The sequence below is a fragment of the Nocardiopsis sp. NPDC101807 genome (assembly GCF_044766605.1).
GTDB classification, from domain to species: domain Bacteria; phylum Actinomycetota; class Actinomycetes; order Streptosporangiales; family Streptosporangiaceae; genus Nocardiopsis; species Nocardiopsis tropica.
This window is the reverse complement of record NZ_JBIWMK010000001.1, coordinates 150,019-168,914: the sequence shown is the minus strand read 5'-3', so window position 1 is coordinate 168,914 and position 18,896 is coordinate 150,019. Positions and strand designations below refer to the sequence as shown.

24 protein-coding genes and 1 riboswitch are annotated in these 18,896 nt (G+C 70.8%); of the genes, 15 read left to right on the top strand and 9 right to left on the bottom strand.

From position 1 onward, the window contains the following. Positions 1-228 precede the first annotated feature (228 nt). Positions 229-714, bottom strand: a complete 486-nt coding sequence (locus tag ACIRPH_RS00790; protein ID WP_402907713.1) for an ATP-binding protein — start codon at positions 712-714, stop codon at positions 229-231. Between the two features lie 284 nt (positions 715-998). Between ACIRPH_RS00790 and ACIRPH_RS00785 the strand changes: the two genes are divergently transcribed. From ACIRPH_RS00785 to ACIRPH_RS00775, 3 genes are all read left to right on the top strand, one after another. Further along, positions 999-1,817 (top strand): Scr1 family TA system antitoxin-like transcriptional regulator, encoded by an 819-nt coding sequence (locus ACIRPH_RS00785; RefSeq protein WP_402907710.1) that lies wholly within the window; start codon positions 999-1,001, stop codon positions 1,815-1,817. Beyond that, on the top strand, positions 1,814-1,993 hold the full coding sequence (locus ACIRPH_RS00780; RefSeq protein WP_402907707.1) for a DUF397 domain-containing protein: 180 nt from the start codon (positions 1,814-1,816) through the stop codon (positions 1,991-1,993). The genes ACIRPH_RS00785 and ACIRPH_RS00780 overlap by 4 nt, the downstream gene beginning before the upstream one ends. Before the next feature lie 259 nt (positions 1,994-2,252). Then, the gene (locus ACIRPH_RS00775; RefSeq protein ID WP_402907705.1) at positions 2,253-2,423 is read left to right on the top strand and encodes a DUF397 domain-containing protein; all 171 of its coding nucleotides are present in this window, start codon (positions 2,253-2,255) and stop codon (positions 2,421-2,423) included. 147 nt (positions 2,424-2,570) lie between these two features. On the opposite strand, the gene ACIRPH_RS00770 is transcribed toward ACIRPH_RS00775, so the two are convergent. Next, positions 2,571-3,227: a class I SAM-dependent DNA methyltransferase gene (locus ACIRPH_RS00770; RefSeq protein WP_402907702.1), complete on the bottom strand. Its 657-nt coding sequence runs from the start codon at positions 3,225-3,227 to the stop codon at positions 2,571-2,573. Positions 3,228-3,350: 123 nt separating this feature from the next. Further along, positions 3,351-3,797 carry a glycine-rich domain-containing protein gene (locus ACIRPH_RS00765; RefSeq protein WP_402907699.1) on the bottom strand — a complete coding sequence of 149 codons (447 nt, stop codon included), beginning with the start codon at positions 3,795-3,797 and terminating at the stop codon, positions 3,351-3,353. Positions 3,798-3,973: 176 nt separating this feature from the next. Here ACIRPH_RS00765 and ACIRPH_RS00760 point away from each other — a divergent pair, with 176 nt between their 5' ends. Beyond that, positions 3,974-5,275: a helix-turn-helix domain-containing protein gene (locus ACIRPH_RS00760; protein WP_402907696.1), complete on the top strand. Its 1,302-nt coding sequence runs from the start codon at positions 3,974-3,976 to the stop codon at positions 5,273-5,275. A 298-nt stretch (positions 5,276-5,573) separates the two neighbouring features. On the opposite strand, the gene ACIRPH_RS00755 is transcribed toward ACIRPH_RS00760, so the two are convergent. Next, positions 5,574-5,864, bottom strand: coding sequence for a hypothetical protein (locus ACIRPH_RS00755; RefSeq protein WP_402907693.1), 291 nt, complete (start codon positions 5,862-5,864; stop codon positions 5,574-5,576). A 251-nt stretch (positions 5,865-6,115) separates the two neighbouring features. On the opposite strand from ACIRPH_RS00755, the gene ACIRPH_RS00750 reads away from it, so the two are divergent. Then, on the top strand, positions 6,116-7,213 hold the full coding sequence (locus tag ACIRPH_RS00750; RefSeq protein WP_402907690.1) for a hypothetical protein: 1,098 nt from the start codon (positions 6,116-6,118) through the stop codon (positions 7,211-7,213). An 86-nt stretch (positions 7,214-7,299) separates the two neighbouring features. Further along, a complete protein-coding gene (locus tag ACIRPH_RS00745; protein ID WP_402907687.1) occupies positions 7,300-7,839 on the top strand; it encodes a class IV adenylate cyclase in 540 nt (179 codons plus the stop codon). Positions 7,840-7,844: 5 nt separating this feature from the next. Here ACIRPH_RS00745 and ACIRPH_RS00740 read toward each other — a convergent pair whose 3' ends face one another. Together ACIRPH_RS00740 and ACIRPH_RS00735 are read right to left on the bottom strand one after the other, a co-directional pair. Further along, complete coding sequence (locus ACIRPH_RS00740; protein WP_402907684.1) at positions 7,845-8,282, bottom strand: NUDIX domain-containing protein; 438 nt, start codon at positions 8,280-8,282, stop codon at positions 7,845-7,847. 14 nt (positions 8,283-8,296) lie between these two features. Further along, the gene (locus ACIRPH_RS00735) at positions 8,297-8,818 is read right to left on the bottom strand and encodes a dTMP kinase (RefSeq protein ID WP_402907681.1); all 522 of its coding nucleotides are present in this window, start codon (positions 8,816-8,818) and stop codon (positions 8,297-8,299) included. 734 nt (positions 8,819-9,552) lie between these two features. Between ACIRPH_RS00735 and ACIRPH_RS00730 the strand changes: the two genes are divergently transcribed. The 5 genes from ACIRPH_RS00730 to ACIRPH_RS00710 all read left to right on the top strand — a co-directional run bounded on the left by ACIRPH_RS00730 (position 9,553) and on the right by ACIRPH_RS00710 (position 13,238). Next, positions 9,553-10,101: a hypothetical protein gene (locus ACIRPH_RS00730; protein ID WP_402907679.1), complete on the top strand. Its 549-nt coding sequence runs from the start codon at positions 9,553-9,555 to the stop codon at positions 10,099-10,101. Between the two features lie 313 nt (positions 10,102-10,414). After that, on the top strand, positions 10,415-11,011 hold the full coding sequence (locus tag ACIRPH_RS00725) for a TetR/AcrR family transcriptional regulator (protein ID WP_402907677.1): 597 nt from the start codon (positions 10,415-10,417) through the stop codon (positions 11,009-11,011). After that, positions 10,915-11,880, top strand: a complete 966-nt coding sequence (locus ACIRPH_RS00720) for an NADPH-dependent F420 reductase (protein WP_402909423.1) — start codon at positions 10,915-10,917, stop codon at positions 11,878-11,880. Before ACIRPH_RS00725 ends, ACIRPH_RS00720 begins: the two co-directional genes overlap by 97 nt. 77 nt (positions 11,881-11,957) lie before the next feature. Then, positions 11,958-12,656 (top strand): nitroreductase, encoded by a 699-nt coding sequence (locus ACIRPH_RS00715; RefSeq protein WP_402907674.1) that lies wholly within the window; start codon positions 11,958-11,960, stop codon positions 12,654-12,656. Positions 12,657-12,857: 201 nt separating this feature from the next. After that, positions 12,858-13,238 (top strand): VOC family protein, encoded by a 381-nt coding sequence (locus tag ACIRPH_RS00710; protein ID WP_267949628.1) that lies wholly within the window; start codon positions 12,858-12,860, stop codon positions 13,236-13,238. Between the two features lie 343 nt (positions 13,239-13,581). On the opposite strand, the gene ACIRPH_RS00705 is transcribed toward ACIRPH_RS00710, so the two are convergent. Beyond that, positions 13,582-14,574, bottom strand: a complete 993-nt coding sequence (locus tag ACIRPH_RS00705; RefSeq protein WP_402907669.1) for a serine hydrolase domain-containing protein — start codon at positions 14,572-14,574, stop codon at positions 13,582-13,584. A 529-nt stretch (positions 14,575-15,103) separates the two neighbouring features. On the opposite strand from ACIRPH_RS00705, the gene ACIRPH_RS00700 reads away from it, so the two are divergent. Then, positions 15,104-15,583: a hypothetical protein gene (locus ACIRPH_RS00700; RefSeq protein ID WP_402907666.1), complete on the top strand. Its 480-nt coding sequence runs from the start codon at positions 15,104-15,106 to the stop codon at positions 15,581-15,583. A 103-nt stretch (positions 15,584-15,686) separates the two neighbouring features. On the opposite strand, the gene ACIRPH_RS00695 is transcribed toward ACIRPH_RS00700, so the two are convergent. Beyond that, positions 15,687-15,899, bottom strand: coding sequence for a hypothetical protein (locus ACIRPH_RS00695; RefSeq protein WP_402907663.1), 213 nt, complete (start codon positions 15,897-15,899; stop codon positions 15,687-15,689). 287 nt (positions 15,900-16,186) lie between these two features. Continuing rightward, positions 16,187-16,253, top strand: a riboswitch (guanidine-III (ykkC-III) riboswitch). Between the two features lie 12 nt (positions 16,254-16,265). Between ACIRPH_RS00695 and ACIRPH_RS00690 the strand changes: the two genes are divergently transcribed. Continuing rightward, positions 16,266-16,580: a multidrug efflux SMR transporter gene (locus tag ACIRPH_RS00690; protein WP_267949634.1), complete on the top strand. Its 315-nt coding sequence runs from the start codon at positions 16,266-16,268 to the stop codon at positions 16,578-16,580. Between the two features lies 1 nt (position 16,581). Then, positions 16,582-16,920, top strand: a complete 339-nt coding sequence (locus tag ACIRPH_RS00685; protein WP_402907659.1) for a DMT family transporter — start codon at positions 16,582-16,584, stop codon at positions 16,918-16,920. A gap of 140 nt (positions 16,921-17,060) precedes the next feature. Here ACIRPH_RS00685 and ACIRPH_RS00680 read toward each other — a convergent pair whose 3' ends face one another. Further along, positions 17,061-17,660, bottom strand: coding sequence for a TetR/AcrR family transcriptional regulator (locus ACIRPH_RS00680; protein WP_402907656.1), 600 nt, complete (start codon positions 17,658-17,660; stop codon positions 17,061-17,063). Between the two features lie 165 nt (positions 17,661-17,825). On the opposite strand from ACIRPH_RS00680, the gene ACIRPH_RS00675 reads away from it, so the two are divergent. Continuing rightward, positions 17,826-18,797 carry an NAD(P)-dependent alcohol dehydrogenase gene (locus tag ACIRPH_RS00675; RefSeq protein ID WP_402909420.1) on the top strand — a complete coding sequence of 324 codons (972 nt, stop codon included), beginning with the start codon at positions 17,826-17,828 and terminating at the stop codon, positions 18,795-18,797. Positions 18,798-18,896 lie beyond the last annotated feature (99 nt).

Below are 18,896 nucleotides of genomic sequence, written 5' to 3'. Positions count from 1 at the left end.
GGGGGGGTTGGGGGGGGGGGGGGGGGGGCGGGGGGGGGGGCGGCCCCCCCCCCGGCGGGGGGGGGGGGGGGGCCCGCGCCCCCCCTTTGGGGGGCGCCCCCCGCGGCCCGGTGCGAAGGCACCGGGCGGGGAACCCCCGGGTGTACGGCCCGGGGGCGTGTGGTGCGAGGGGGACGGGTTCCCGGCCGGGGGAGGGGCGGGCTCCGGCCGGGGACGGTGTCCCGCAGGTCAGGGGTTCTCGATCACCGCGCGTACGGTCAGCGGGCCCAGGGCGGTGCCCTTCCACTCCCATTCCCAGTCCCAGTACACGGCGAGGTGGTCGACCAGGTGCAGGCCGGGAAGCGGGGAGCGGTGGGCGTCGCCCAGGCACGGACAGGGGACGGCGGTGCCGCCCAGGGGGCCGCCGTCGGTCACGGCGACGGTGACCAGGAACGGGTTGACGTCGACGACCACCCGCACGGTCCCGCCGGGGTCCCCCGAGCGGGTGTGCCGGTGCGCGTTCGACACCAGGGCCCGCGCCACCTGGAGGGCGTTGCGCCTGGGACGGCGGGGGACCACGGTGTGCACCCAGTTGGACAGGGCGGTGTAGTCGCGCTCGTGGCCGAGAAGGATGCCGTGCCGGTGGGGCTCGGTGAACCCGATCCGGTGCGGATACGGTACGGCGGGCCCGGAAGCGGGATCTGGTTTCGGTGCCGGGGTGGCGGTAGGCTGCATTTGCTTCACCTCGTGTCTTCTCAGGACAGGTGGGGCATTTGCCTCGGTGGCCGCTCTCTACTTCGGTCACCGAGGCTCTTTGTGTTCTGGATTTTTAACCGTTTTGTCCCAAATCTGCTCAAATGGACAAAAAGGTTATAACTCCCACCTGATTCATGTGGGGAGTTTTCTGCAACTGCTTCACCACAGACCTTGCCAACAGACGCCCAGCTCGGTCTAGGATTATCACTCAGGAAGGTAAAACTTCTATCGATGGTGATGTATTGAGGTAAGTAGGTGGTGGGATGAAGGTCCTAGGTGATGGGCAGGCGGCGGCGGGGCGTCGCTTCGGGAAGCTGCTCAAGAAATCCCGAGGTCAAGCAGGTCTCTCGCAGCAGGAACTTGCTGCCGCCGCGATGGTGTCACAGAGTCTGATCAGTGATATCGAGCAGGGGAAAAAGGGGACGCGGCGTGACGTAGTGGTGCGCCTGGACAATGCGCTTGCCGCTCGCGGGGCCCTCGTGGACTTCTGGGACGCGGCTTTCTCTGGAGTCGGGATGACCTCGTATTTTCGTGAGGCTGCCGAGGCTGAACAGTCCGCCAGTGTCATTCGGGACTACTCGCACGGTCTGGTTCCAGGACTGTTCCAGGTTGAGCAGTACGTACGAGCTATCAATGAGCTCAGGCCCGAGGCCAGCTCCGAAGAGATCGAACAGATTGTCAAAGGTCGACACCTCCGACAGAAGGTGCTTCATAGGCCCTCACCGCCGACCTTCACCGTGGTACTGGACGAGGTAGTGCTGTGTAGGCGGTTCCGAGACCCCGACGTGATGCGAGCCCAGATCGACCATCTCGTCAAGCTCTCCTATCACCCGCGTACCACCCTCCAGGTCGTACCGATCGATGCAGAGGGACATCCCGGTCTGGGCGGTTCATTTACGCTGATGGAGGTGCCTGGCTCTGGTGAGTTCGTGTACATCGAAAGCCAGAGAACCGGCCTGTCGCTTAAGCAGCCTGACGTTGTGGCAAGCTACGAGCGGATATTCGCAGAGCTGAGGGGCGCCGCCCTACCGGTGACCGCGTCACGACTCCGCATGGAAGAGATACGAGGCAGCATCACATGATGACTGAGGACTGGAACAAGTCCACCTACAGCAACGCCGAAGGGGGGCACTGCGTGGAGGCCCGCAGTGACCAGGCCACGGTCCTGGTGCGCGACACCCAGAACCGACCGCTCGGCCACCTGTCGGCCCCGGCCCCCGAGTGGTCCGCCCTGCTGGCTGCGGTGCGCGGACAGTAGTCACTGAAAAGAGAACCGGTCCCGCCCAGGCGTAATGGGCGGGACCGGTTCTGTTCAGCGGGTTCAGGCTACCCGGGGGCAGGGTGCTTCACCAGGACCGAAGACCTCACACGGCGCGGTGGCCGAACCAGGCCACCCGAACTGCGTCGATTCGCGATCCTTGGTCCCGTCATGGGGGTAGGGACCGGGTGTTATCACTGACGCGAGCTGAGAGTGGTGGCACGTTATGGCCGAACGTTCTTCGAGGCAGCATCGCCTGGTGACCGAGACCTGGCACAAGTCCAGCTACAGCGCCAACGGTGCGAACTGTGTGGAAGTCGCGGAGGGGCCGGTGACCGGTGTCCGCGACACACGGAACCGACCGCTCGGCCACCTGTCGGCCCCGGCCCCCGAGTGGACCGCCCTCCTGGCGGCGGTGCGTGGCCGGTAGCCATCGAGAACAGAGCCGGTCCCGTCCGGGCGTCATGGGCGGGACCGCCTGTACCCAGCGGGTCCAGTCCGCTTCATCGCGGGTCGCGGTCGCCGACCTCGCCTTCAGCCACTCCTCTTCCTACCTGTGCCTGACCAGCCACCGGTGTCACCGGACGGCGGAGGCGATCAGCGTTCCCACGTGATCGGGTTCCGGTGCGGGCTCCTCCCACGCACGCACCTGGCGGAACCCGTGCCCGGCCAGGATCTCCTCCCACGCCTCGGGCTCGTACGCCCACCGGTACACCCACACCCGGCGTCCGTTGAACCCCGCCCCGTACATGCCCTGCACCCCGTACGAACCGGGAACCGCCGGCGCACAGGAGAACACGAACCGTCCCCCGGGCTCCAAGCGGTCACGGACCAGCGGGAACAGGGTTCCGGGCTCGGTGAACCAGGCCGCGCCCCAGACCGAGTAGATCGCCTCCCACCGCTGGTCCGCGCCCGTCAGGAACTCGACCGCGTCCGCGTGGTGGAACTCCGTCCCCAGATGCCCCCACTGCTCGCGGGCCCGGTCCACAGCCGCCGGGGCCAGGTCCACCCCGGTCGCCTTCACCCCCTGCGAGGCCAGCGCCGCGACCGCCGCTCCCCGGCCGAACCCCAGCTCCAACGCGGAGGCGGCGTCCCCCAACAGCTCGAACCCGGGACCGTGCCCGGGGTACTGGGTCCACCCCGCCGACGCCAACACCTCGCCGGGGTCCTGCGGGGCGACGCCCCGGGCGTACCTGTCCCAGTAGCTCGGGATGTCCGTGGTGGCATCGGGCATGGCGGTGGTCCTCGCGACTCGGGTTGCAGAACCCGCACCACGGTAGCCACGCCACAGCTGGGACGGCAGGGGAACAACGAAAGAAGCCGACGCCCACGGGGGCGCCGACTCCCGGCCTTGAGGTCAGTGGCAGTTCGAGCCGGGGGCGCACGGGCTGCACTGCAACGCGTCGCGGTCCCACAGCGGCCAGTCCACCGCGAACCCGTTCTCCTGAAGGATGCGAGCAGTTTTGGCCACGGTCCCGTCGTACTTGAACTCGATCTCGGGGACGTGCTCCAGGAACTTCCCGCTGAAGTGGGTGGCACAGAACTGTCGATAGTTACGGGTGTCGAGGATGAACCCGTGCACTGCGATGTCCACGAGCGGGCCACACCCGATCTCCAGGCCCTGCCCCCACTTCTCCATGGCGGTGATCAGGTAGGCGACGGCCTGTCCGAAGCACCTGTCGGCCATGACGGCGTCCCAGGGGTGGTCGCGGGTGAGGAGGAGGATCTGGCGGTCCCACACGTCAGGGGCGACGAAGCTGTGGGGGTCACGTGTGGTGATGGGGGTTACGGGGATCGACGTCATGCTGGCTGTCCCTTCGGGCCCCAGCGGGCGTGATCCCGCCGGGCATGGTTCCAGGAAACGTCTCCACCGGAGTTCTCATCAATGCCGTCGTGGTGAGCACACATTGACCGTGGCGGCAATGTTGGGCCCACCCCGGCCCGGGTACGTCCACGTACCCCACCCCTTGGGAGACGGACGTGAAGGTCACCCGTACCACCCGTGCCCAGATCGCCCGTGAAGCCTCCCGTATCCGCGCCGCCCGGCAACGCCACGGTGTGCCTGTTCCGGCGATCGTCGCGCAGATCAGCCGGGATCTCCCCGTCGCTCCGTTGGAGGCATGGCGGCTCGCCTACGGCTGGTCGCGTCCCCACGTCGTGGAGGCCGTAGCGGACTTGTACCGGGCGGACGGGCTCGCCCCACCGGGGCTGTCCACCGCCATGCTGTGCCGGTGGGAGCACGGCCACGCCCGCCCCGGACCCGACTACATCCACGCCCTCGCCCGTGTGTACGGGGTCGTTCCGGAACGCCTGGGTGTTCCCCTGCCCACCCCCGTCGCTGGTTGGTACGGTCGCCGCATACCGCAGCCGCGACAGGAGCACCACATGCCCTCCGAGTACCCCGAACTCTCAGCCGTCGCCGACAGCATCAATCTCACCGGCCCCGGCGCGGGCGCACGCGATCTCGCCCACCAGGCTCTGGTGTTCTACGAGCTGCGGTACAGCGACTACCCGCCTCGCGCCTTGGCCGCCGAGGTCGCCCGCTGCCGCAGCCTCCTCATGGGCCACCACGACACCGACACCCGGCGTGCACTCGGGTGGATGTCCGCGCTCCTCGGCAACCTCGCCCACCACACCGGGGACGCGGCCGGCGCCCTCATCCACCTGGGTACGGCCGCCAGGGTCGGTGAACAGGTCGGTGACCGGTGGTTGACGGGGTGGGCGCTGGGAGCCCAGTCCATGGTCGCCCTGGGCCAGAACCGGGCAGCTGACGCGGTGGAGCTGGCCGACCAGGCCGCCCGGTTCGCGGACACCCCGGTGCGGCGGGCCCAGATCACCGCGTGGTGCCGTCTGCGCGGTCTCGCCGAACTCGGGGACACCGAAGGGGTCCGTTCGGCGTCCGCCACCGCGCGCCGGCACATGGACACCGCCGAGGAGGCGCCGGGGAGGTTCGGGTTCGATCGGGCCGAGTTCGAGCTGCACCTCGCAGAGGCCACTCTGGGGCATGACCCGGCAGGGGCCGTGGCCCATGCCTCGAACTCGGCCGGACTGAAGCGGGCGGGGTCACCGGGATGGGCTGCGGCCACGGTGGTGTCGGCACGTGCCCAGGCGGCGGAGGGGGACAAGGAAGAGGCGGTCGGCTTGGGCGTCCGTGTGTTGGAGACGGTTCCAGCAGCCGGACTGCGGGAGACCACGAAGGTACGGCTGCGGCACCTCATCGCGGACCTGGACGGACATCAGGGGGCTGATGAGCTGAGGGAGGCCGCCCGGGACCGGGTGTGAGACCACAGAACGGCCCCTCGCTCTGACCGTCGCCGCACAGGGAACATTGCCCCGTCGCTGCAGCATCCATCTATTGCAGGTGCTCCCAGGACTGAAAACCTGTGAAATGCAGGATCGCGCGCTGTCCCTGGGCACAGCCCGAACTTGACCGGGCCCTGCGCGAGGACGCATGGTGCCCGGTGCCGTGTCGGCTCGCGGCCGGTCGGAGGCCGACCTCGCGCAGGGGGCGTCACTCCGGGAGAGGCCGGGCCCCGGAGCCGAGGGTCGGCCTCTGCGACGGTGCGCTACGGGGGCCGTCTCACGCCATGGGGTCGTGACCGTGCGCGGCGTCGATCCAGGCAGTCTTCTGGCATCCGGTGCCGACGATGCTGGCGTCGACGAGTTCCACGTTCCGGCACTCGAACACGTCGGTGTTGGCCAGGGACATGATGGAGCCGGCCCCCTCCCCGTTGCCGATGCAGCCCGTCGCCCGGACGTCGCCGCCCCGGGGGAAGATGTGCGTGCAGTCGTACTCGGCGCGACCCTGGGCGTGCGCCGGGACGGCGAGGGCGGCGAGCAGGGCGGCGGCCAGTGCCGCAGTGGCGTACATGCGCTTCATGGTGACTCTCCGAGCCCGTTGGTGACCTTGCGTGATCAGCATGCCAGTGAAGAGCGCACCGCACCTGCGGTTCCGCAATCCGGACCCGATCGGGCAACCACGCCCCGTCCCCGCACCCCGTCCCCGCCCCGGGGCCGGACCGAAGAGTTGCGTGTGGAAAGCGGGTGCGGCCCGGCTCGGCCGTGCAACCGTCACAGGATCGGGACCGGCGTCCCGGCGGAGGAACAGTGAAAGTCCCCGACATGTCGCACGGTGCGCGTCTCGCCGCCCACGGCGCGGTCTCCACGTCCCTGGCCCTGTCCAGCGATCGCGCCCTGCGCGAGCTCGTGGACACGGCCGTGCCGCTAGGATCCGGCATCGGCGGGACGTCGGCCCTGCTGGAGATCGCCGGAACGCCGGTCTTCGTGAAGAGGGTGCCCCTCACCGACCTGGAGAGACAGCCCGAACACGTCCGATCCACGGCGAACCTGTTCGAGCTGCCCGCCTTCTGCCAGTACGGCACCGGCGCCATCGGCAGTCCGGGCTTCGGGGCCTGGAGAGAGCTCGCCGTGCACACCATGACGACGAACTGGGTACTCGCGGCGGAGCACGAGGGCTTCCCCCTGATGTACCACTGGCGGGTGCTGCCGGATGCGACGCCCCTGCCCCGAGAACTCGCCGACGTCGAACGCGCCGTCGCCTACTGGGGCGGCGGATCGCAGGTGCGCCGCCGGATCGAGGCGCTTCAACGGTCCTCGGCGAGCATCGCGCTGTTCCTGGAGTACATCCCGCAGAACCTGCACCAGTGGCTGGGCGCCCAGGTCGCAGCCGGCGACGATGCCGTGGACCGGGCCTGCGCCATGGTGGAGGGAGGACTGGAGGCCACCACCTCGTTCATGAACGCGCGGGGGCTCCTGCACTTCGACGCGCACTTCGAGAACATCCTCACCGACGGCCGGCGCCTCTACTTCGCGGACTACGGCCTCGCGCTCTCCTCCCGGTTCGCGCTGTCGCCGGAGGAGGCCGACTTCTTCGGCCGACATCAGTCCTACGACCGCTGTTACACCGCCACGTACCTGGTGAACTGGCTGGTCACCGCCCTGTGCGGATTCGAGGCGGAGGACCGGGACGGCCGCCAGGAGCGGGTGCGCTCCTACGCGCGGGGCGAGCGCCCCACCGGACTCCCCGAGGGGGCCGCAGCGGTCATCGCCCGGCACGCGCCCGTCGCCGCCGTGGTGTCCGACTTCCACCGCGAGTTCCGGGGGCGGAGCAGGCAGATCCCGTATCCGCTGGAGGAGATCCGCCGGGTCGGCCGCACGCACGGTCCGTCCGCCGAGGGGCCAAGTGCTTCCGGGCCGTGATCGGTGCGGGAAAACAACTCGCGGCCCAGGTGGCACCGGTACCCTCCTGAGAACAGTGACGACGGTGTGTTACCGGGGGCTTACTGATGCGCGAGATCGAAACGAAGTATCGGGTGCAGGATCTTGAGACTCTACTTCTGGCGCTCAAGAGCGCCGGAGTCGACCTGGGAGACCCCATGCTCCAGGACGACCAGGCCTACGCCCCTGCCGGGTGGCAACCCGCACTGGGCAAGGTCGGCCACACTTTCGCCCGACTGCGGACCCTGAGCGGCGGGGTGCACGTCTTCACGACGAAGACCCCGCTGGCCAACTCCATGGAGTGCGCCGAGTACGAGACCGTCGTCGCCGACCGCAAGCAGATGCACGGCGCCCTGCTGGTCCTGGGCTACGAGCCCACGGTGCGCATCGTGAAGCACCGGCGCTCCGGCGCCGCCGGGCCGGTGGGGGTGTGCGTCGACGTCGTCGAGGGCGTCGGCGCGTTCGTCGAGTTGGAACTGCTGGTGGACGACGACCGCGACGGCCTGACGGTCCAGGCCGAACTCGACGCGTGGGCACGCGGACTCGACGTGGCCTTGGAACGCACCACCGACACCTACGACACCCTCGTGCGCGCCGTGGCGTCCTGAGGGCCTCACCAGTGGTGCGGCACGAACCGGATCCCGTCGAGCCAGGCCCGCACGCCCGCCGCGGGGTAGGCGATGGTGTTCGACGGCAGGGTCCGGGGATCCGCCCACACCAGTTTTCCCGCCTTGTCGGGTTCGGCGTTGTGTGGCTCGCCCTCCCACCGGGTGGCCACGAAGAACAGGCCCATCCGTGCGTGTCCGGCCTCTTGGAGGTGGTGGACCACAGCACCCAGGGTGAGGTGACCGGGGTCGATGAGGACCCCGACCTCCTCTCCTGCTTCCCGGGTCGCGGCCTGGTCGGCGGGCTCGCCTTCTTCCAGGTGACCACCGGGCACGGTGAGCATTCCGTCGCAGTACCCGGTGTTCTGCCGCTCCAGCAGCGCTATCTCGCCCTCCCGGTACAGGATGACGTGGACGTCGACGACGCTGGTGTAGGGCGACGGCACGGTCGGTGGTCCTCTCAGACGGCGGCTCGGCCCTGCGACCATAGCGCTCCGATGAGGCCGGCCAGGTGCGACACCACCTCTTCCACCCCCGGCGAAGTGTCCACCACCTCCACGACGAGCCCTTCCCGGGTGAGCTGGGCGGAGAGCCTCTCGTACAGGGCAATCTCCCGTGTGACACCGGTCGGGTCGTCCTCGAACCGGCCGTGCGATCCGCGCACCGCCAGCCGGGCACGTAGTTCCTCGCCGGGAGCGGTGAGGACCACCTGGAGATCGGGTGGTTCGGCGAACCGGTTGAGCTCCCGCACGAAGGACTCGGGCACCTCGTCCAGCCCGGCCTGGAGCACGAGAGAGGAGGCGGTGTAGCGGTCGCACAGCACGAGCTCGCCCCGGGCCAGCGCCGTGTGTTGGAGACGGTTCCAGCAGCCGGGCTGCGGGAGACCACGAAGGTACGGCTGCGGCACCTCATGGCGGATCTGGACGGCTGCCGGGGTGCCGATGAGCTGAGGGAGGCCGCCCGGGACCGGGTGTGAGGCCACGGAACCGCTCCGACCACAGGAAGCGGAGGTGATGCGGGCTGCCCGTGTTCGGGCCACCCCACCGGGGCCAAAGCTCCCCGCGTCTCTCGTGCTCCGGGAGCTCCGCCCACACCTCAGCCTCCGTGGGGACGGTCTTTCACCCTTCCCTCTCCGCTGCTCTCCTCGGCCGCCCACGGCTGAATCCCCACGGGTGTTCGCGCGAACGCTTCCAAGCGCCCGACGGTTCGGCCGGAGTGTCCTCGGGGAGGTACTCACCGGCTCTGTTCCTTACCGGTGCGATGGTGGAGAACCCGCTCCCGCCTCATGACGGCCGTACCTCGCCGGTGTCCCCGATGAGCGGACGGGGCGGCACGAGCACCACCGCGAAGGCGCGCGGAACCCGCACAGGCCACCCCGATGCGGCCGGAGCAGGCCGGCCGCGTCCCCCGGTCCCGTCGTCGGGCGTGGCTACAGTACCCACCATGCACGAACCCGGCCCCCCGCCTCCCCAGGGTCCCCGCCCTCCCCGACAGCCCGAGAACCAGGCGCCTCGGCCCGGTCACCGGCCGCCCCCCGGCTCTCCACCGCACTCCGGACCGCAGACGCCACCCGGCCCCCGGCCTCCTACCGGACAGCCGCACGGCCACCCCCGTCCCGGGCAGCCGCCCGCACAACAAACCCCTCCCAAGAAGGGCTCCGTCGGCAGGACCCTCGCCTGGGTCGGCTGCGGCTGCGCCACCGTCCTCCTCCTCGTCATGGCGGCCGCCGGCTTCGGCGGCGCGTACTACTTCGGCTGGTTCGGCCCTGAGGACGTCCACGCCTCCCCGCCGGGTCCGTGCGAACTCCTGGACACCGACGCCGCGAGCGAGATCGCCGGGAACGGCGAGGGCCTGGAGGTCTATGAGGCCGACCACTCCTACGCGTACGGGGCCGAGGGCCTGGAGTGCGTCGTCACCCCCGGCTACGGGGCCGCGTCCGGACACGAGGTGGACCTGCGCACCACCGTCTTCACCAGCCAGGTGGACGGGATCCGCAAGGACAACGGCACCGAGGCCGCCACGTCCTACTTCTACGACAGCCGCCCGGAGTCGGACGGTTCCGAGTCCGCGACCTGCCCGGACGGCAGGCTCCCGCTCAGCGGCGCCGCGAACGGTTCCGGACACGCCCTGTACCGCATGGACAACCTCGTCGTCGAGGTCGAGGTATTGCCCGCGGCCGCCGAGACCGAGGAGACGCTCGGCGAGACGGACCGTGTCCAGGCGGCCGTGGACCTGCTCTGCGACGCCGTCTCCGGTATGGAGTGACCACGCTCCGCGGCCTCCGCACACGCGAACACTCCGGCCCGCCTCCGTACCCGCGGAGGCGGGCCGGAGGGCTGTTCGCCGCCTCCGGCGCGGGCCGGACCCGTTCCGCCACGGTCCTGGTCGCCACGGTCCTGGTCGACACGGCGCCCACGGGTGGCACGCACCTGCGCGCGTGGACCGTTCGGGACGCCCGGACGGTGGCGGACCGACGGCGGCGACTTGACCGGAGGCTGCCTCCGTTTTAAGCTCGCTCCTGTGCGGAGGCAGCCTCCGTTTTTTCGATAAGTCGGAAACACCCAGGTCAGGGGGGCGTATGAGCGCCAAGGGGCAGCAGGGGCGCAAACCCCGGGCGGACGTCCAGCGCAACCGCGCCGCCCTCCTCGAAGCGGCGCAGCGCCACTTCCTCAGAGCCGGGGTCGGCGCCTCCCTGGAGGCGGTGGCCAAGGAGGCGGGCGTCGGACCGGCCACGCTGTACCGGCACTTCCCCACACGGGAAGCACTGCTCGCGGCCGTGCTGCAGACGCGGTCCGAGGAACTCGTGGCCCGCCAGGAGGACATCGCCCTGCTCGGCGACGCCTCCGAGGCGCTGCGGCAGTGGCTGCGGGCCCTGGAGGAGTACTTCAGCGCCTTCAGCGGGCTGCCGGAACCGCTCATGGCCGCGGCCCGGGAGCGGGAACCGGACAACCCGCTCACCATCCCCTGCGACGAACTCATCGCCACCACCGACGAGTACGTGCGGGCCGCACAGCTCGCGGGGCACGCACGCCCCTCGGTGAAGGGGTACGACCTCTACCTCGCGGCCGTCTCCGTCGCCTGGATCAGGGGGACCGGCACCACCGACGAGGGGTCGCTCGACCGGTTGCGCGCACTCATCGAGAGCGGATACCGGGAACAGGACGGCGAGGAGTAGGCCGCCGGCCTTCCGCCCGACCGCCTCCCGGCGCCGCCGGCCGTCCCGGCGGCCGTGCGCTCCCGCCTGCCCGGCCGCCCATCACACCGCGCCGCACCCGCCTCGGGACGGCGCGCCTTCGAGAGGGACACACCATGAGAATCGGCATCATCGGCGCGGGGGAGATCGGACGGACGCTGACGCGCGCGTTCAGCGCGGGCGGACACGACGTCCAGGTCGCCAACTCCCGGGGCCCCGAGACGATCGACGCCTCCGCGCTGGAGCACGGGGCGGAGGCGGTGACCGCGGCCGAGGCCGTCCAGGGCAAGGACGTGGTCATCCTGTCCGTCCCCTTCACACGGATCCCGTCGCTGGCGGACCTCCTGGCCACCGTGCCCGACGAGACCGTGGTCATCGACACCTCCAACTACTTCCCCCACCTCGGCGGCCCCGTCGAGGCGGTGGAGAAGGGCCAGGTGGAGAGCCTGTGGGTCGCCGAGCAGCTGGGACGGCCCGTCGTCAAGGCGTGGAACGCCGCCCTGGCCGGCACCCTGCAGACCAAGGGCGTTCCGGCGGGAACCCCGGGCCGCATCGCGCTTCCCGTGGCGGCCGACTCCCCGGAGGCCCGACGCGTGGGCCTGCGCCTGGTGGACGAGAGCGGCTTCGACCCCTACGACGCCGGGACGCTCGCCGACTCCTGGCGCCAGCAGCCGATGACGCCCGCCTACTGCACCGAACTGGGCCTCGAAGACCTGGGACCGGCCCTCGCGGCGGCCGACCGGGACGGGGCCCGGCGCAACCGCGACCGCGTGATGGAGCGCTTCGCCGCGCTCACCTCCGCGCCCACGCTGGAGGAGACCGTCGAGCTCAACCGCTCGCTCCACCGCTGACACACGACCCACCTGCGACGACCCCGTGGGGCACGGCTGTGCCCCACGGAAGACGAGCACCGCCAAGAGGAGACGCCGTGCCCACCACCGCCTCACCCTTCACCGACATCGCGCTCGCCCGGCGCTCGCCCCGCCAGTTCCTGCCCGCCCCCGTGTCCCCCTCCGACATCCGCGGCGTGCTGGAGGACGCCCAGACGGCCCCCTCCAACAGCAACACCCAGCAGTGGACGGTGCACGTCGTCTCGGGCGCGGCTCGGGACTCCCTCAGCAAGGAACTGCTCCGGGCCGAGGAGGAGGGGCGGACCTCCCCCGACTTCACCGCCGACTACGGGGACGGCGTCTACCAGGAGCGGGCGCAGGCCCAGGCCGCGGGCCACTACCGGGCCCGGGGCATCGAACGCGCGGACCGGGAGGGCAGGAGACTCGCGGTCCGGGAGAACCTGGAGTTCTACGGCGCCCCGCACGCCGCCTTCCTCTTCATGCCGGTCATCGGAGACGGGGTGCGCACGGCCGGGGACATCGGCATGTACGCGCAGAACTTCCTGCTCTCGCTGGCGTCCCGCGGGCTCGGGGGCATCCCGCAGACCATCCTCGGGTTCTACGCCGACACCGTCCGCGAGTTCCTGGGCGTCCCCGAGGACCTCAAACTGCTGTTCGGCATCTCCTTCGGCACGGCCGACCCAACCGCGCCGGTGAACGCCTTCCACCGGGGGCGGGTCCCGCTCAGGCAGAGCGTCGTCCTGCACGACACCCCCGGGGTCCTCGACGGGCAGTAGCGCCCCGGGGTCGGGGCCGCCTCGCGGGACTCGGCAGCAGGTCTGAAAGGCGCAGGTGACAGCTGGTCCTGGGCGGCCCCGAAAACATCTGGACCCCGCCCGTCCCGTTCGGTACAGTCGCCGGGTCGTCTCGCCGGGGGCGCGCACCGGATTCGTGCGCGGCCTCCCCGGCGGTTCCCGGGATGAGAGTGGGTTGCGTTCATGGCATGTCGTATCAGTGAGCTCGTGCTCGGTTGCCGCGACCCCGAGGTGCTGGCGCGGTTCTGGTGCGAGGTCCTGGACTTCGTGGTGCTCGACCGCGAGGACGACGGCACGTTGGAGATCGGTCCGCGCGAGGGGTTCGGCGGTCCGCAGCCGACCATCATCCTCAGCCGCAGGGACGAGCCGGAGAAAGGCAAGCCCCGGCTCCACATCGACGTCAACGCCACCGACCGCGACCAGGACGCCGAGCTCGAACGGCTTCTCGCGCTCGGCGCCCGCCCGGCCGACATCGGCCAGACGGGGGAGGAACAGTGGCACGTCCTGGCCGACCCCGAGGGCAACGAGTTCTGCCTGCTCAAGGCCCGCCTCAACCCGCTCTGACACCTCGCCCCCTCGCGATGATCTTGTACCTATAGCGAGGTTCGGCGCCGAGATCGTCTATAAGTACAAGATCATCCGGGGCGGAACCCCTCGCATTACACCGGCAGCCGTTCCGGTCAGCCAGTCGGCGCTGCTCCCCGCAGACGCGGGGATGGACCCCGCACCGGCCGACGAGCCTGCTCAGACCAGTACTGCTCCCCGCGCACGCGGGGATAAATCCCGGGCACTGAAACGGCTCGACGCAGCCTCCCGTCATTCCTGCTCCCTGCGACTCGGGAAGCCGACGGGCCGCGTTCCCGGGGAGAACGTACCCGGGCGTTCCGACCCCGGCCGCCCTCCGTGGCTAGCCGTCGAACTGCGCGAGTGCCAGGGCGTGCAGTTCGGCGAGCCCGTGCCGTTCCCTCCCATAGGCGATCGCGTTGGTGAGCACCACCAGATACCGCCCGGTGGCGGGGTCGAGGTACATCCCGGTTCCGGTGAATCCCCGGTGGTGGACGAGTCCGGTGTCGGTGATCAGCCACGCCAGCCCGCGACTGTTGGTCGCGTCCACCCGGACAGCCGGTTTCCAGGAGTCCCCGACATAGGCGCCGATGTCCTTCAACGGCCCCCGGCCCTGCCGCGCGCTCAGGAAGTGGTGTGCCAGCTCGGCCAGCCCCTGCGCATGGGCGAACACCCCGGCGTGTCCGGCGACGCCGCCGAGCGCGGCCGCGTTCTCGTCGTGAACCACCCCGTGCAGTGGACAGCCGCCCACGAGGCGTCGCTCGGTCGGCGCCACGCGGTCGTCCGCGAGGAACGGCCCGTAACGGAAACCGTTTGATCCGAGGCCGGCGCCGAGGTCGTCGACCAGGGCGCGGAGGGACTTTCCGTGCACTCTGGCCAGCAGCAGGCCGAGCAGGATGAAGCCGCGGTTGATGTAGCGGTGCTCGCCCGGGGTGTCGAGGGGTTCGGACAGGATCATCTCGGCCAGGTCCCGGCTGTCGCCCGTGTACCGGTCCAGTCGGGTCGCGGGCATGAGCCCCGAGGTGTGGGTGAGAATCTGCCGGACCGTCACCGTCGCGCCCGGTCCGGGGATCGGCGTCCGGACGTGGTCGGACACCGGCGCCTCCAGGTCGAGGAGCCCGTGGGACACCGCTCGGCCGACCAAGGGCCAGGTCGCGACCACCTTCGTCAGGCTGGCCACGTCGTAGAACGTCGTCGGCCCGGGCGCCACGGAACCCCCGACCCCTGTCGTGCCCGACGCGGCGTACTCGGTGACGGCGCCGCCGACACTTCCCGCCGCGACCACGCCGCCCGGGGTCCGGCGGTCGGCGACCATGCGATCGAGTGCCGCTCCCATCGCGGCGGCGGTTGACGGAACCCACTTCTCATGGGTTGCCACATCGGATGCTTTCGCCCCTGGCGCCACTGCCTCGGACCTGTGGGTCACTGTTCCTCCTCGGTGATGCCGGCGCCCCGTATGACGAGGGGGCCGACACAGCGGTGGCTTCGTCTTCCACTTGAGGCGGAAACCTGCTGACCTGTGCGCATGCGGTTTCTCTCCGGCCCGCGAAGAACATTGATGTGAATTCCCCTACCCCCTTGTGTGGAGAGGGATATTTCTCGAAAACCTGCATGCGCCCTGGCCTGCAGTTTCTTGGGGCGGTGCTCCTCTTCGGTGAAGTTGTTCCGTGGTTCGGAAGTTCCGGCCCCCTTGACGCGTGTCGCAGAGGGTAGTAATTTTGCGAGAAGTCTTCGCCCGGATCCGGTGGAAATGGAAAACCCCTTTCTGTGCCGCTCTCCCGGTGCTTCGTCTTTCTTTCCTTTCGGACGATGACAATGTTCGGACGTGCGGGGCCCGGCTGTGGGTTCCTGGTGCGGGGGAAGGCATGATTGTCGTTGCAGCAGGGGGCAGGGTCCTGTGCGGGGGTGGGCTTCACGCCTGCCTGCTTCTCCTTTTTCCTTGGAGCATATCCTCCGACATCCGCCCCGCGATGGCGTTCGCCATTTTATCGGCGGTCTATGGGGCGCTGCTCCTGATAACGACTCTCCCGAGTCTTGTCGCGTTTGCGATCGAGGTCAGGAGGAGGGTGCCCAGAGGTGGCTCGCGGAAATTCGGGGCGACCAGGGCGACCTCCGCCTCGGTGGCCGGTCTCTTCTACTTCGCCCTGCCGTTCTCCCTCGTTTCCATCGAGGGATTCACTGCCCTGAACGTGACGGTGTCCCTGGTGGGGTTCGCCGTCGGCTTCCTGCTGCACCGGATGTTCTTGTGGCTCAGCTTCGAGGGATCGTCGCGTACGGCCTTCTTTCCCCTTCTCGCACTGGCGGCCCCCTTTCCGCTTCTCCTGCTGAGGACATGGCCGTTCTAGTGCTCCGACCGGCAACGTGCCCGGCCCGGTGCACGTCCCGGTGCACAGGGGTGGGGCCCCGCGCGGGGGAGCGCGGGGCCCCGAGGGGGGCGCGGGGGTCCGGTCAGTGGACGAAGAAGCCGTCGAAACGGCCTCCCTCGCAGATCAGGCCGCTGGGGGAGGCCTCGCTCTCCTTGACGACGCCTCCGCCCTTCCTGCACATCTCCTCCGTGATGTACTCGGCCCCGGGGGGCGGTGGCGGTGCGGCCGCTACGGGGGCGGCCGACGCGCTGAGGGCGGCGGCGGTTAGGGCGAGGGCGGCGAAGAGGATGCGCATCGGTTTCCTCTGAGCGTGTCGAGCGGGGTGCCTACGCCACAGGGATCCCCCGCCCTCGGGCCTGAAAACCCTGTGAGCTGCTGAGACGCGAAGACGGGCGCGGCATATCGCCACCAAGGGCCACGAGTCGCCCCCGACCTGGTGGCCAGGTCGGCGGGAGCCGAGCGCACGGCGAAGCGGCGGGCCCCGCACCGGTCCCGTCGCACGGGATCTCGTCACAGGTTCGCGGGGGGACGTGTCGTGACGACCCTCACGGCACCGGCCTGGGACGATGTTGTACGTTGGGGTCGAGACCCGCTCCTCGGGTCAGCGGACGAGGGAGCCGTACCCGCGCCACGACAAGACGGCCTCGAAAGGGGCTTGTCCATGGCATGGTTCGTTCTCGTCGTCTCCGGGGTCCTGGAGGCCGTCTGGGCCACCGCCCTGGGCGCGTCGAAGGGTTTCTCCCGATGGCGCCCCACACTCCTGTTCGCCGTCGCCCTGGTCGCGAGCATGGCGGGCCTGGCCTGGGCCATGACCTCGCTGCCGACCGGCACCGCCTACGCCGTCTGGGTGGGCATCGGCGCCACCCTCACCGTCCTGTGGGGGTTCCTCACCGGCAAGGACCGCGCCACTTGGGGCAAGTCCCTGCTCCTGGTGCTGCTCATCGGTTCGATCATCGGTCTCAAGGCGGTGAGCTGACATGCCGTGGATCATCCTGCTCGTCAGCGCGGTGTTCGAGGCCGTGTGGGCCACCGCCCTGGGCATGTCCGAGGGGTTCAGCGAACCCGGCCCGACCGTCGTGTTCCTCGTGGCACTGGCGATCAGCATGGCCGGCCTGGGCTGGGCGGCCAAGCACATCCCCATCGGCACCGCCTACGCGGTCTGGGTCGGCCTCGGCGCCGCGCTGACCGTGTTCTACGCGATGTTCACCGGCGGCGAGAGCGTCTCGGCGCTCAAGATCGTCTTCCTCGCCGGGATCATCGCCGCGGTCGTCGGCCTGAAGCTGGTGCCGGAGAAGACCGCACCGGCCCCCGAGTAGCCCGCGGGCCGAAGGACACGGAGGCCCCCGGCGCGACAGGACGTCGCGCCGGGGGCCTCTTCGCCGCCGTCGCGGCCCGGCCCCGGCCCCGGCAGCCGCCCCGCGCCGACCGTGCGCGGACCGGCGGCCCACAGGGCGCCTCAGGCGGCGAAGGAGGCCAGGAGGTGGCTGACCAGCCGCTGCGCGCGGCGGTGGGGTTCGTCGGACGCGGCCAGACCGCCGACCGCCTCGAACAGCATCTCCACGTCGTCGGTGGTGATCCCGGCCCGCACGGCCCCGGCCCCCCGGGCGCGGTCCAGCACCGCCGCCAGCTTCTCCCGGCCCTCGCGGGCGTGCCGTTCGGCGTGGGAGGGGAACCGGGCCGTGAACTCCGGCGAGCACACGCGGCCCTCCACCTGGAGGATGCAGCAGCGCCGCAGCGCGTACTCCATGCCGCCCCAGGGGTCGGCGTGGGCCAGGGCCGCGTCGAACACCTTCGCGTACTGCGCGGCCGAGTCCGCGAAGAGCTCCATGACCAGGGCGTCCTTGGTCGGAAAACGCCGGTAGAGCGTGGCCGTGCCCACCCCGGAGCGCCGGGCGACGACCGCCATCGGCAGGTCCAGGCCCCGCTCGCGGAAGCTCTCGTGGGCGGCCCGCAGGATGCGCCGGCGGTTGTCCTCGGCGTCGCGCCGTATCGGCGGCGGCGCCGGGCGGTCCGGGTCCGTGGCCGGCACCGGTGCGCCGATCCGAGAAGTCCGCATGTTCCCGTCTCTCACTTGTGTCCCCGGGGCCATCACGGCGCGGCCCCGGTGCGTTGGTCGGGGAGTCGGCACAGGCCGCGCACCGCCCCCCGGCGTTCGTAGCGGGGAACCAAGGTGCGCTGTCGGCCATTCCCGTCAACGAGGAGAGGTTTCACCGTGAACACCATGCGCGCTGTCCGCTACGAGCGGTTCGGTCCGCCCGAGGTCCTGACGATCGACCGGGTGCCCGTCCCCGAGCCGGGGCCGGGGGAGGTGCTCGTGCGGGTCCACGCCGCGAGCGTGGGCGGAGGGGAGACCGAGATCCGCGCGGGCAGCCTCCGCCGGGTCATGGGCTCGCGCATGCCCCGCGGCCTCGGCGTCGACTTCTCGGGGAGGGTCTCGGGCGTGGGGCCCGGGGTCGACTCCGCACGGGTGGGGGAGGAGGTGCTGGGAATCCTGCCGCACATGGGGTTCGGGAGCACGGCCGACTTCGTCGCGGTCCCGCAGGAGAGGGTCGTGGCGGCCCCGGCCGGCCTCGACCCGGCCGGGGCGGCGGCGCTCCCGGCCTCGGGGACCACGGTCCTGACCGCGCTGGTGGAGAAGGCGCGCCTGCGCGAGGGGGAGCGGCTGCTGGTGCGCGGCGCCTCCGGCGGGGTCGGCAGCACGGCGGTGCAGGTCGGCCGGGCCCTGGGGGCGCACGTCACCGGTCTGGCCGGGCGGCGCAACCTCGACTGGGTCCGGGACCTGGGCGCCCACGAGGTGTTCGACCACCGTGAGACCGGGCCAGCGGACCTGGGCCGGTTCGACGTCGTCCTCGACGTGGTGGGCTCCGAGCCGGGCGCCTACCGGAGGCTGCGCGCCCCGGGGGGCCGCTACCTCCCGCTGGCCATCGACCCCCGGCGCCCCCTGCGGTCGACCGCCGACACCCTCTGGTCCGCCGCCGTGGGCCGCCGCAGGGTCCTGCCCTTCAGCAACAACCCCTCACGCGAGGACCTGATCGAACTCGTCCGGTACGTCGAGTCGGGTCGGCTCGTGCCCGTGGTGGACGAGGTGTTCCCGGTGGAGAGGGTGCGTGAGGCCCACCGGAGGGTGGAGAAGGGCGGGCTGCGCGGCAAGGTCGTGGTGTCGATGGGCGAGGACCCCGGCCCGCAGGGCTGACCGGCCGGTCCCGGACGGGCGGGGCCCGTCCGGGACCCGCCCGAGCCGCGGCCCCCGGGGCCACGCCCCGGGGCGTGGCCGGCGGACGCCCGTTCTGCC